Raw genomic sequence first — 12685 nt, 5'->3', positions numbered from 1 at the left:
CCGTCACGGCCCACCACTGTGCATCCGCCCCGGAGGAACCCCGGGGCAGGATCGTCGACAACGTCCCTTCGGAAGGAAACGAGCGGTAATGCTCTCTCATGAGATCACCCAGCGCTGGCTGAGCTACTTCGAAAGCAAGGGCCACCACGTGGTGCCCTCGGCGTCTCTGGTGTCCCAGCAGCCCGGGGCCATGTTCACCATTGCGGGCATGGTGCCGTTCATCCCCTACTTCCTGGGCCAGGAGACCCCGCCGTACCGCCGCGCCACGTCCGTCCAGAAGTGCATCCGCACCCTGGACATCGACGAGGTGGGCAAGACCGCGCGCCACGGCACGTTCTTCCAGATGGCAGGCAACTTCTCCTTCGGCGACTACTTCAAGTCCCAGGCCATTCCCATGGCGTGGGAGCTGCTCACGAGCTCCGCCGAGCAGGGCGGCTTCGGGCTGGACCCGCAGCGGCTGTGGGTCACCGTCTACGAGGGGGACCAGGAGTCCTACGACCTGTGGCACGACACCGTGGGTCTGCCCGCGGAGCGCATCCAGCGCATGGGGCGGGACGAGAACTACTGGGACACCGGTCAGCCGGGCCCCGCCGGGCCGGACTCGGAGATCTTCTACGACCGCGGTCCGCGCTACGGCCGTGACGGCGGCCCCGCGGTGGACGACGACCGCTACATCGAGATCTGGAACCTCGTGTTCATGCAGTACCAGCGCGGCGAGGGCAACGGCAAGGACTACGAGATCCTCGGGGACCTGCCCCAGCAGAACATCGACACCGGTCTGGGCGTGGAGCGCCTGGCCATGCTGCTGCAGGGCGTGGAGAACTTCTACGAGACGGACCAGGTCCGTCCCGTGCTGGATGCCGCGGCGAAGCTCTCGGGGCGCAGCTACCACGGCGCCGAGAAGGCCGGCGAGGAGGGCTACGAGGACGACGTCCGGATGCGCGTGGTGGCCGACCACGTCCGCTCGTCGCTGATGCTGATCGCGGACGGCGTGACTCCCGGCAACGAGGGCCGCGGCTACATCCTGCGCCGCCTGCTGCGCCGCGCGGTGCGCGCGATGCGTCTGCTGGGCGTGACCGAGCCGTGCCTGCCCGTGCTGCTGCCCGAGTCCCGCGACGCCATGAAGGGCGTCTACCCCGTGGTGGAGAAGGACTTCGAGCGCATCTCCCGCATCGCCTACGCCGAGGAGCGCGCGTTCCTCAAGACCATCGAGTCCGGCACCACGCGCCTCGAGCACGCGGTGGACGTGGCCAAGGGCGAGAAGCGCGCGCTGAGCGGCGCGGACGCGTTCGCCCTGCACGACACCTTCGGCTTCCCGATCGACCTCACGCTCGAGATGGCAGGCGAGGCCGGGGTGGCGGTGGACGAGAAGGCGTTCCGCGAGCTCATGGCGGAGCAGCGTCAGCGCGCCCAGGAGGACGCCCGGTCCAAGAAGGGTGCCATGGCGGACCTCTCCGAGCTGCGCCGCATGCTGGACGACCACGGCAGCGAGTTCACCGGCTACACCGAGCTCGTCACGCCCACCACGGTCCGCGCGATCCTCTCGGGCGGTGCGTCCGTGCCCGCCGCGAGCGAGGGCGAGCACGTGGAGGTCGTCCTGGAGCGCACCCCGTTCTACGCCGAGGCCGGCGGCCAGGCCGCGGACGTGGGGGTCATCGACTCCGACGCCGGGCTGCGCCTCACGGTCGAGGACGTCCAGCAGCCCGTCAGGGGCCTGTCCGTGCACAAGGTCACGGTGGCCACCGGCCAGGTGGTCGTGGGGGACGAGGTCACGGCCCGCGTGGACTCCCGCCGTCGTCACGACGGTGAGGCCGCCCACTCCGGCACGCACGTGATCCACGCGGCCCTGCACGACGTCCTGGGCCCGGATGCGGTGCAGCGCGGCTCCTTCAACAAGGAGGGCTACCTGCGCTTCGACTTCTCCCACGGGGAGGCGCTGAACGCCGCCCAGATCCAGGAGATCGAGCAGATCGCCAACACGGCGATCCGCGACGACTTCGAGGTGGTCACCCGCGAGATGCCGCTCGCCGAGGCCAAGAAGCTCGGGGCCATGTCCCTGTTCGGCGAGAAGTACGGGGACGAGGTCCGCGTGGTCGAGATGAACGGCCCGTGGTCCCGCGAGCTGTGCGGCGGCACCCACGTGGGCTCCACCGCCCAGCTGGGTTCGCTGTCCCTGGTCTCCGAGCAGTCCGTGGGTTCCGGCAACCGCCGCTTGGAAGCCCTCGTGGGCCTGAACTCGTTCAACCACCTCGCCGCGGAGCGCACCCTGGTGAACCAGCTCACCGGAATGCTCAAGGTGCAGTCCAGCGCAGAGCTGCCGGAGCGCCTGGCGGCCACCCTCGAAAAGCTCAAGGAGACCGAGCGGCAGCTCGCCGGACTGCGGCAGCAGCAGCTGCAGGCCCAGGCCGGGCAGCTCGCGCGGGACGCCGAGCGGGTGGGCGCCGTCACCGCCGTGCTGCACGACGCCGGGGAGATCGACTCCGCCGACGCCCTGCGCACGCTCGCCCTGGACCTGCGATCCCGGCTGGGCTCCGAGGCCGCGGTCGCGGCGGTGACGGGCGTGGCCAACGGCCGTCCGCTCGTCGTCGTGGCCGTCAACGACGCCGCACGGCAGGCCGGCCTCGCCGCGGGCCAGCTCGTGCGCACCGCGGCCACCACGCTCGGCGGCGGGGGCGGCGGCAAGCCGGACGTGGCGCAGGGCGGCGGTTCCGACCCCGCGAGGATTCCGGACGCGCTGGAGGCACTCCGCCGCCAGATCGCCTCGGCGGCCTGATGCCGGAGGCGTTCGAGCGCGGCGTGCGCATGGGCGTGGACGTCGGGCAGGTCAGGGTGGGCATCGCCCTGACCGACCCCGACTGCGTCCTGGCCACGCCGCACCAGACGCTCACGCGGGACACCAACCCCCGCAAGGCCTTCGACGTGAAGATCATCACCAGGCTGTGCGAGGAGAGGGACGTGCGCACCGTCTACGTGGGCCTGCCGCGCAGCCTGGACGGCGGTGAGAACCGTTCCACCGAGATGGCCCGCGATTACGCCGCATCACTGCTTCGTCGGCTAGGCTCACGGGGGTGCACCACGTCGGTGCGCCTGGTGGACGAGCGGCTGTCCACGGTGACTGCCCACCAGTCGCTGCTGGACTCCGGGGTCTCCCGGCGCCACCACATGGACCGTGTCGACCAGGCCGCCGCCGTGACGTTCCTGCAGACCGCAGTGGACCACGGTGTGCGATCCGGCACGGAGCCGGGTGAACAGGTCCACGGCTGAGCGCACTTCCGCGGCATGCCGGAGCCGCGAACCAGACCGGCGTGCCACCCGAAAGACCACCAGAACGGCGGACGGAGAGAACTCGTGAGCGATGAGCCGCGGCGCAACGGCACCGGTGACGGGACACCCGAGCACCGGGCCCACGGTGATGGGCCGACCTCTCCGAAGGACTCGGACGCGGGAGCACACTCCGCCCTGGCGGGATCGTTCGAGCACCACGACGTCACCCCGGAGCAGCGCAAGCGCCGAAAGGCCCGCTCCCGGGCCTCGATGACCACCGCCATCGCCCTGTTCGTGGCCGCCCTGGTCGTCGTCGTGGCGGTGCTCGGCTCCACGTTCGGGCTGTTCGAACGCAAGGACTACCACGGCTCCGGGGACCAGCCCGTCAACTTCTCCGTGGCGGACGGCAGCACCACGGGGCAGATCGCCCAGGAGCTGCAGTCGCAGGACATCGTGGCCAACGCCTCCTACTTCGTGAGCCAGTTCCAGAAGCGCTACCCCGAGGACTTCATCCAGCCCGGCGACTACCAGCTGAAGACGAAGATGAGCTCCGAGGACGTCATCAGCACCTTCATGGACAAGGGCGAGGCCACGCACTACGCGGCCATCGCCAAGACCCAGCGCCTGGACGACACCTTCACCACGCTCAGTCAGGCCACGGGCCTCAAGAAGAACGAGTTCGAGACCCTGGCCTCCGACAAGACGAAGTTCGGCGTGCCCGAGAAGTTCCCGGACCTCGAGGGCTGGCTGCACCCGGGGGAGTACCGTTTCCCGCTGGACGCGACCGCCGAGCAGGTGCTCCAGGAGATGGTGGACCGCACCAAGGACACGCTGAAGAAGAACGACGTCCCCGAGGACAAGTGGTTCGAGGTGCTCACCGTGGGCTCCATCGTGGAGTTCGAGGGCACGCCCGCGAACTACCCGTCCGTGGCCGGCGCGATCGAGAACCGCATGAACAACCCCGACGGCGAGACCAGCGGCTTCATCCAGTCCGACGCGTCCGTGACGTACGGCCTGGGCAAGAAGACGGTGCACCTCACGGACGAGGAGAAGAAGGACAAGTCCAACCCGTACAACACGTACGCGAACCCCGGATTGCCCGTGGGTCCCATCGGCTCGCCCAGCGACGACGCGATCGCCGCGGCCGCCAAACCCGAGAAGAACGACTACTACTACTGGGTCACGGTCAACCTGGACACGGGTGAGACCAAGTTCGCCAAGACGTACGAGGAGCACCAGAAGTACGTGGAGCAGTACCAGCAGTGGTGCGCAGACAACGAGGGCAAGTGCTCCTGACGTGGCACCGCTGAACCACCAGGTGCTGCGCGCGGCGGTGCTGGGACACCCCGTGGGGCACTCCCTGTCCCCGGTGCTCCACTCCGCCGCGTACGAGACCCTGGGCCTGTCCGCCGAGTACGGCCGCCACGACGTGCCCGAGCAGGACTGGAAGGCGTTCTGGACGGCCGCCCGGGGTGCGGGGGACTGGTCGGGGTTCTCCGTGACCATGCCCCTCAAGCCGCTCGCGGCTCGCGACGCGGACGAGCGCACCCCGCTCGTGGCGGCTCTCGGCGTGGCCAACACCCTCGTGCTCCACCCCGGCGGCTCCGTGACGGCGGACAACACCGACGTCATGGGCATCATGGCCGCGCTCACCGCCGCGGGCGAGATCCCGGCGGACCCGCGCGCCGTCGTGCTGGGAGGTGGCGCCACCGCGAGTGCGGCCCTCGCCGCTCTGCACGGCCTGGGTGCCCCCCGGGTGGACGCCGTGGTGCGCTCCGGCCACCGGGTGGCAGCGCTGCGGGACGTCGCACGCGCGGTGGGAACGGAGGTGCGCGTGCGCTCCTGGGACGAGGCACCCGAGGCGCTGGACGGCGCGAACGTGGTGGTCTCCACGCTGCCGCCGCGGGGTGCCGACGAGCTCGCGGCCCGGTGGCGGGCCCGCGGGCCCGCGGTGACCGGCGTGCTGCTGGACGTCGCCTACGACCCGTGGCCCTCCGAGCTGGCCGCCGCGTGGCGCCACGCGGGCGGTGCCACGGCGCCCGGGCTGGATATGCTGATCTTCCAGGCCGTGGACCAGGTGCGCTGGTTCGCGCTCGGTGGCGCAGGGAGACCCCTGGACCACGAGGACGCCGTCACCGCGGCCATGTGCCGTGCGGTGGGCCGCCCCGAACGGGCGGTCCCGGCGCGGGTGCGCGAGGCGCAGGCCACGCGGCTCGCCCGCTGACGGGGTGCCCCGGACCGCAGACCGTGCGGTGCGGCGTCGCAGGCGGCACGCCAGAGGCCCTGGACCCGGTTCCGGGGCACCGGGAGCGTGCCCGGGCGGGACGGGCAAGACGACCACCGGGGATCCACCGGATCCCCGTCGAGAACGGGAGATGTGCATGCTGCGTTGGCTCACGGCCGGAGAGTCCCACGGCGAGGCCCTGGTGGGCATCGTCGAGGGCGTGCCCGCGGGGGTGGAACTGACCACCGGGATGATCCAGGACGCGCTGGCCCGGCGCCGGCTCGGCTACGGCCGCGGCGCACGGATGAAGTTCGAGCAGGACCGCGTGCGGCTGCTGGGCGGCGTGCGCCACGGGCGCACGCAGGGCGGCCCGGTGGCCATCGAGATCGCCAACACGGAGTGGCCCAAGTGGCAGGACGTGATGAGCGCGGACCCCGTGGACCCGCAGGTGCTCGAGGGCCGTGCGCGCAACGCGCCGCTGACGCGGCCCCGCCCCGGCCACGCGGACCTCACGGGCATGCAGAAGTACGGCTTCGACGAGGCCCGTCCCGTCCTGGAGCGCGCCTCGGCGCGCGAGACGGCCACGCGTGTGGCCCTCGGCGTGGTGGCCTCCCAGGTCCTCGCGGCCCTCGGGGTGCGCCTGGTGTCCCACACCACGGCGATTGCCGAGGTGGTGGTCCCGGACGGCGCCGCGCTGCCCGGACCCGAGGACGTGCCCGCCCTGGACGCGGACCCGCTGCGGTGCTTCGACCCCGAGACCTCCGCCGCCATGGTGGCCGCCGTGGACGAGGCCCACAAGGCGGGGGAGACGCTCGGCGGCGTCGTCGAGGTGCTCGCCGAGGGGATGCCCCCGGGACTCGGCTCCTACGTCCACTGGGACCGCCGGCTGGACTCCCGGCTGGCCGGGGCGCTCATGGGCATCCAGGCCATCAAGGGCGTGGAGGTCGGGGACGGCTTCCGCACTGCCGCCCGCCCGGGGTCCCAGGCCCACGACGAGACGCTGCGCGCGGACGGCGCGGTGCACCGCGTGTCCAACCGCGCCGGGGGCATCGAGGGCGGCATGTCCACGGGCGACGTGCTGCGCGTGCGTGCCGCGATGAAGCCCATCGCCACCGTGCCCCGCTCGCTGCGCACCGTGGACGTGGCCACGGGGGAGCCCGCCCGGGCCCACCACCAGCGCTCCGACGTGTGCGCCGTGCCCGCCGCCGGCGTGGTGGCGGAGGCCATGGTGGCGCTCGTGCTCGCGGAGGCCGCCCTCGAGAAGTTCGGCGGCGACTCCGTGGCGGAGCTCGTGCGCAACAGGGACTCCTACCTCGCGGCGATCCCCGAGGCGCTGCGCACCTCCCCGGAGCTCGCCGACCCCGCCGCGCTGGCGGCCCTGGACGAGGTGCGCGGGGACCGCTCGTGAGCACGCACCCCCTGCCCGTGGTGCTCATCGGGCCCATGGCGGCCGGCAAGTCCCGCGTGGCGCAGCGGATGGCCACGCGCTACGGGCTGCCCCACGTGGACACGGACAGCGTGATCGAGTCCCGCCACGGGGCCATTCCCGAGATCTTCCGCACCCGGGGGGAGGACGGGTTCCGCCGCATCGAGGCCGAGGTGGTGGCCGAGCTGCTGGCGGATCCGCGCCACGCCCGCTCCGTGATCTCCCTGGGAGGTGGCGCACCCATGTCCCCGCTGGTGCAGCCGCTCCTCGAGGGACGCACCGTGGCCTACGTGGACGTGGACCTGGACACCGTGCGCCCGCGGATCCGGGGCAACACGACCCGCCCCCTGCTGCAGCCGGACCCCGAGGCCCGGTGGGCGCAGATCATGGCCGAGCGCCGGGAGACCTTCGAGCGCCTGGCCACCATCACCCTCGACGGCCGCGCCCCGCGCACGGTGGCCCAGATGGCACGAGAGCTCTACGACGCGCTGGGCGCCCCCGCGGCCCCGGCGCACGGAAAGGACCGCACAGCATGACCGAGACCGTGATCCCCGTCCGCGGGGCCACCCCGGAGAACCAGTACGACGTCCTGGTGGGCCACGGCCTGCTGGGCCGCCTTCCCGAGCTGCTGGGGGAGCGGGTGAAGAAGGTGCTGATCATCCACCCGCGGGCCCTGCGCGCCACGGGCGACCTGGTGCAGGAGGACCTGCGCGCCGCCGGGATCCAGAGCTTCGTGGCCGAGATCCCGGACGCCGAGGAGGGCAAGCGCGTGGAGGTGGCGGCCTTCTGCTGGCAGATCATGGGCCAGTCCGACTTCACCCGCACGGACGCCGTGGTCTCCGTGGGCGGCGGGGCCGTCTCGGACCTCGCGGGCTTCGTGGCGGCCACGTGGCTGCGCGGGGTGCGCGTGGTGCACCTGCCCACCACCCTGCTGGGTATGGTGGACGCCGCCGTGGGCGGGAAGACCGGCATCAACACCGCCGAGGGCAAGAACCTGGTGGGGGCGTTCCACCCGCCGGCCGCCGTGGTGTGCGACCTCGACTCGCTGGCCACGCTGCCGGAGAACGAGCTGCTCACCGGCATGGCCGAGGTGGTCAAGTGCGGGTTCATCGCGGACCCCGAGATCCTCACCCTCATCCGGGAGAATGCCGAGGCGGTCCGGGACAGCACGTCGGCGGTGGTGCGCGAGCTCGTGGAGCGCAGCGTGCGGGTCAAGGCGGAGGTGGTCTCGGCGGACCTGAAGGAGTCCGGGCGCCGCGAGTTCCTGAACTACGGCCACACCCTGGGCCATGCGATCGAGCACAACGAGCGCTACCAGTGGCGCCACGGCGCGGCGGTCTCCGTGGGCATGGTCTTCGCCGCGGAACTGGGGCGCGCGGCGGGAACCCTGTCCGACGACGTCGTGTCCCTGCACCGCGAGATCCTCACCTCCCTGGGGCTGCCGGTCTCCTACCGGGCGGACCAGTGGCCGCGCCTGCTCGAGGTGATGAAGCGCGACAAGAAGACCCGGGGCAGCCTGCTGCGCTTCGTGGTGCTGGACCGGATCGGGGCCCCCCGGATCATGGAGGTCCCGGACCCTGCCATCCTCTTCGCGTGCTACCAGGAGATCGCCGACTGACACGCCCGCGGCCGCGGCCCCCGCGCCCCGCAGGACCGGGGGTGCACGGCACGCGGTAGACTGGTCCGGCTCCACGAGCCCCACCCAGTGCGGCGACGTTCCCGACGAGAAAGTGACACCGTGGCAACCAGCAACGACATCAAGAACGGCACCATCCTCAAGCTGGATGGCAACCTCTGGCAGACCATCGAGTTCCAGCACGTCAAGCCCGGCAAGGGTGGCGCGTTCGTGCGCACCAAGCTGCGCAACGTGACGAGCGGCAAGGTGGTGGACAAGACGTTCAACGCCGGTGCCAAGATCGAGACCGCCACGGTGGACCGCAGCGAGTACCAGTACCTGTACCAGGACGGCGAGGACTACGTCTTCATGGACAACTCCACGTACGACCAGATCACCGTGCCGGGTGTCGTGGTGGGGGACGCCGCGAACTTCATGCTCGAGAACCAGAACGTGACCGTGGCCATCCACGAGGGTGCGCCGCTGTACATCGAGATGCCGCCCTCGGTCGTGCTGGAGATCACCTACACCGAGCCCGGCCTGCAGGGCGACCGCTCCACGGGCGGCACCAAGCCGGCGACCGTGGAGACCGGCTACCAGATCCAGGTCCCCCTGTTCCTCGAGCAGGGCACCAAGGTCAAGGTGGACACCCGCACCGGTGACTACCTGGGACGCGTCAACGAGTGAGCGGCGCCCGGAGCAAGGCGCGGATCCGCGCCGTCGAGATCCTGTTCGAGGCCGAGCAGCGCAACGAGTCCGTCCGCGACGCCCTGGTGCGTCGGCGCGAGAACTCGTCCTCCCCGGTGGCGCCCTACACGGTGGACATCATCGAGGGCGTGGACGGGCGCCGCGAGGACATCGACGAGTTCCTCGAGACGTACTCGCAGGGCTGGGCGCTGAACCGGATGCCCGCTGTGGACCGCAACGCGCTGCGCGTGGGGGCGTGGGAGCTGCTGTACAACGACGAGATCCCGGACGGCGTGGCCGTCGCGGAGGCCGTCGCGGTCACGCGGCAGCTGTCCACGGACGACTCGCCCCGGTTCGTGAACGGCCTGCTCGGGCGGCTGCAGAAGGTCAAGCCGACCCTGCTGGACGACTGAGCCGCAGCCCCCGGTTCGTGGGCACCCACGGGCCGGGGTTTCGCGTGTGGTAGCTTCGGGAACTGATCGCACCCTTTAAGTCCGTCCCGTGAGGCGGGGAAGGAGGCGGCACGTGAGCGTGCCCGCACACGCCGAGACGACCCCCGGGGGAACCACCTCCCGCGTGATCCTCTCGACACCCGACATCGACCGGGCCCTGTCCCGGATCGCCCACGAGATCCTCGAGTCCAACAAGGGCTCCGAGAACCTCATTCTGCTGGGCATCGCCCGCAGGGGATACCCGCTCGCCCAGCGCCTCGCCGCGCGGCTCGAGCACATCGACCCCGCGTTCCACGCCGCAGCCTCCACCGGTCAGCTGGACATCACCATGTACCGGGACGACCTGCGCAGCAATCCGGCCCGCACCCCGCAGCCCACGATCATCCCGGAGTCCGGGATCGACGGGCGCACGGTGGTGCTCGTGGACGACGTCCTGTGCTCCGGGCGCACCATCCGCGCGGCCCTGGACGCCCTCGTGGACGTGGGCCGTCCGAGCGCGGTGCGCCTCGCGGTGCTCGTGGACCGCGGCCACCGCGAGCTGCCCATCCGCGCGGACCACGTGGGCAAGAACCTGCCCACCTCCTCCCAGGAGAAGGTCCGGGTGCTGCTGCGCGAGACGGACCCCGAGCCCCGGGCGCAGGGCCACGAGGACTGCGTGGTCATCGACGCACCCGTGGCCTCGGACCCCGACGTCGCCCGCGCCCCCGGGCAGACCGGGGGAGATGCGCGCGCATGAAGCACCTGCTGACCACCCGCGACCTCCGCTACGCGGACGCCGTGCAGATCCTGGACACCGCGGACCAGATGGCCGCCGTCTCCTCCCGCGCCGTGAAGAAGCTGCCCGCACTGCGCGGACGCACCGTGGTGAACCTGTTCTTCGAGGACTCCACGCGCACCCGGATCTCGTTCGAGACCGCGGCCAAACGGCTCAGCGCGGACGTGATCAACTTCTCCGCGAAGGGCTCCTCGGTGTCCAAGGGGGAGTCGCTGAAGGACACGGCCCAGACGCTCATGGCCATGAGCGCGGACGCCGTGGTGATCCGCCACGCCTCCTCGGGTGCCCCGCAGCAGCTGGCCGGCTCCGGCTGGATCGACGCCGCCGTGGTCAACGCCGGGGACGGCAAGCACGAGCACCCCACCCAGGCCCTGCTGGACGCCATGACGCTGCGCCGCGTGCGCTCGCGCGCCACCGGCACCGCGACCACGGGCATGGACCTGGAGGGCATGCACGTGGTGGTCGTGGGGGACGTGCTGCACTCCCGCGTGGCCCGCTCCAACGTGTGGCTGCTGAGCACCCTGGGTGCCCGCGTCACGCTGGTGGCGCCGCCCACGCTCGTGCCGGTGGCCACGGACGACTGGCCGTGCGAGATCGGCTACGACCTGGACGAGGCACTGGCCCAGGCTCCGGACGCCGTGATGATGCTGCGGCTGCAGCGCGAGCGCATGAACGCGGCGTTCTTCCCGAGCGAGGCCGAGTACACGCGCGGGTGGGGGCTCACGGCGCAGCGCGTGCAGCGGCTCGAGGCCATGGGTGCGCCCACCGTGTTCATGCACCCCGGTCCCATGAACCGCGGTCTGGAGATCTCCTCCGAGGCCGCGGACTCCCCGCGCTCCACGGTGCTGGAACAGGTCTCCAACGGCGTGTCCGTGCGGATGGCCGTGCTTTTCCGCCTGCTCTCCGGTGACGAGAGCACCCCCGCCACGAACGCCGCGAACGAGAACTGAGGACCTGAGATGAGCTGCTACCTGATCACCGGTGCCCGCCCCGAGGGTGGCGACCCCGCGGACCTGATCGTCAGGGACGGGACCATCACCGCCGTGGGCGCCCCGGGTTCCCTGGACGTCCCCGAGGACGCCGAGACCGTCGACGCCGCCGGGCTGGTCGCCCTGCCCGGGCTGGTGGACATGCACACCCACATGCGCGAACCGGGCCGCGAGGACGCCGAGACCGTGGAGACCGGCACCCGGGCCGCGGCGAAGGGCGGGTACACCGCCGTCTTCGCCATGGCCAACTCCGATCCCGTGGCGGACACCGCGGGCGTGGTGGAGCAGGTCTGGCGGCTGGGCCGCGACGCAGGCTGGGCGGACGTGCACCCCGTGGGCGCGGTGACCGTGGGGCTGGCGGGTGAGCAGCTCTCCGAGATCCGCGCGATGGCGGACTCGCGCGCCGGCGTGCGGATGTTCTCCGACGACGGCAAGTGCGTGCACGACCCCGTGCTGATGCGGCGCGCCCTCGAGTACGTCAAGGCGTTCGATGGCATCATCGCCCAGCACGCCCAGGAGCCGCGCCTGACGGAGGGCGCCCAGATGAACGAGGGCACCGTGTCCGCGGACCTGGGTCTCACGGGCTGGCCAGCGGTGGCCGAGGAGGCGATCATCGCCCGGGACGTCCTGCTGGCCCAGCACGTGGGGTCCCGGCTGCACATCTGCCACCTCTCCACGGCGGGCTCGGTGGAGATCGTGCAGTGGGCCAAGTCCCGGGGCGTGGACGTGACCGCGGAGGTGACTCCTCACCACCTGCTGCTCACGGACGAGCTCGTGCGCACCTTCGACCCGGTGTACAAGGTCAACCCGCCGCTGCGCACGGACGAGGACGTCCAGGCGCTGCGCCGCGCGGTGGCCGAGGGCACGATCGACGTGGTCGGGACCGACCACGCCCCGCACACCACCGAGGACAAGGAGTGCGAGTGGACGTGCGCGGCCCACGGCATGACCGGGCTGGAGACCGCCCTGTCCGTGGTGCAGCACGCCCTCGTGGACACCGGGCTCGCGGACTGGGAACGGGTGGCGCAGATCATGTCCCGGCGCCCGGCCGAGATCCTGGGCCTCACGGACCAGGGGCAGCGGCTCGTGGCCGGGGCACCCGCGAACATCGTGCTGTGGGACCCGCAGGGCGCCACCCCCGTGGATCCGGCCCGCCACGCGTCCAAGGGCCGCAACAGCCCCTACCGCGGAATGAGCCTGCCCGGCGGCGTCCGGGCCACCTTCTACCGCGGGCACCCCGTGGTGCGTGACGG

General features: G+C 71.8%; 12 protein-coding genes. All 12 read left to right on the top strand.

Features of this window, described 5'->3' with window-relative positions; genetic code table 11:
- Positions 1 to 88 precede the first annotated feature (88 nt).
- Positions 89 to 2773, top strand: a complete 2685-nt coding sequence (alaS, locus tag CWC38_RS08585) for an alanine--tRNA ligase (RefSeq protein WP_121846353.1) — start codon at positions 89 to 91, stop codon at positions 2771 to 2773.
- Positions 2773 to 3264: a Holliday junction resolvase RuvX gene (gene ruvX / locus CWC38_RS08580; RefSeq protein ID WP_121846352.1), complete on the top strand. Its 492-nt coding sequence runs from the start codon at positions 2773 to 2775 to the stop codon at positions 3262 to 3264. Before alaS ends, ruvX begins: the two co-directional genes overlap by 1 nt.
- A gap of 84 nt (positions 3265 to 3348) precedes the next feature.
- Positions 3349 to 4560 (top strand): endolytic transglycosylase MltG, encoded by a 1212-nt coding sequence (gene mltG / locus CWC38_RS08575; protein ID WP_121846351.1) that lies wholly within the window; start codon positions 3349 to 3351, stop codon positions 4558 to 4560.
- 1 nt (position 4561) lies between these two features.
- A complete protein-coding gene (locus CWC38_RS08570) occupies positions 4562 to 5488 on the top strand; it encodes a shikimate dehydrogenase (protein WP_240625177.1) in 927 nt (308 codons plus the stop codon).
- Positions 5489 to 5645: 157 nt separating this feature from the next.
- Positions 5646 to 6896: a chorismate synthase gene (gene aroC / locus CWC38_RS08565; protein ID WP_121846350.1), complete on the top strand. Its 1251-nt coding sequence runs from the start codon at positions 5646 to 5648 to the stop codon at positions 6894 to 6896.
- Complete coding sequence (locus tag CWC38_RS08560) at positions 6893 to 7450, top strand: shikimate kinase (RefSeq protein ID WP_121846349.1); 558 nt, start codon at positions 6893 to 6895, stop codon at positions 7448 to 7450. The genes aroC and CWC38_RS08560 overlap by 4 nt, the downstream gene beginning before the upstream one ends.
- On the top strand, positions 7447 to 8532 hold the full coding sequence (aroB, locus tag CWC38_RS08555) for a 3-dehydroquinate synthase (RefSeq protein WP_121846348.1): 1086 nt from the start codon (positions 7447 to 7449) through the stop codon (positions 8530 to 8532). The genes CWC38_RS08560 and aroB overlap by 4 nt, the downstream gene beginning before the upstream one ends.
- 120 nt (positions 8533 to 8652) lie before the next feature.
- Positions 8653 to 9216: an elongation factor P gene (efp, locus tag CWC38_RS08550; protein ID WP_055084651.1), complete on the top strand. Its 564-nt coding sequence runs from the start codon at positions 8653 to 8655 to the stop codon at positions 9214 to 9216.
- Complete coding sequence (gene nusB / locus CWC38_RS08545; protein WP_121846347.1) at positions 9213 to 9629, top strand: transcription antitermination factor NusB; 417 nt, start codon at positions 9213 to 9215, stop codon at positions 9627 to 9629. The genes efp and nusB overlap by 4 nt, the downstream gene beginning before the upstream one ends.
- Before the next feature lie 112 nt (positions 9630 to 9741).
- Positions 9742 to 10404, top strand: a complete 663-nt coding sequence (gene pyrR / locus CWC38_RS08540; protein ID WP_121846346.1) for a bifunctional pyr operon transcriptional regulator/uracil phosphoribosyltransferase PyrR — start codon at positions 9742 to 9744, stop codon at positions 10402 to 10404.
- Entirely contained in the window at positions 10401 to 11393 is a 993-nt protein-coding gene (locus CWC38_RS08535; RefSeq protein WP_121846345.1) for an aspartate carbamoyltransferase catalytic subunit, read from the top strand. Before pyrR ends, CWC38_RS08535 begins: the two co-directional genes overlap by 4 nt.
- A 9-nt stretch (positions 11394 to 11402) precedes the next feature.
- On the top strand, positions 11403 to 12685 hold a 1283-nt coding region (locus CWC38_RS08530; protein ID WP_121846344.1), incomplete at its 3' end, for a dihydroorotase.

It is taken from the genome of Kocuria tytonicola, from assembly GCF_003687455.1.
Taxonomy (GTDB): Bacteria; Actinomycetota; Actinomycetes; order Actinomycetales; family Micrococcaceae; genus Kocuria; species Kocuria tytonicola.
This window is presented reverse-complemented; position numbering and strand designations above follow the sequence as displayed.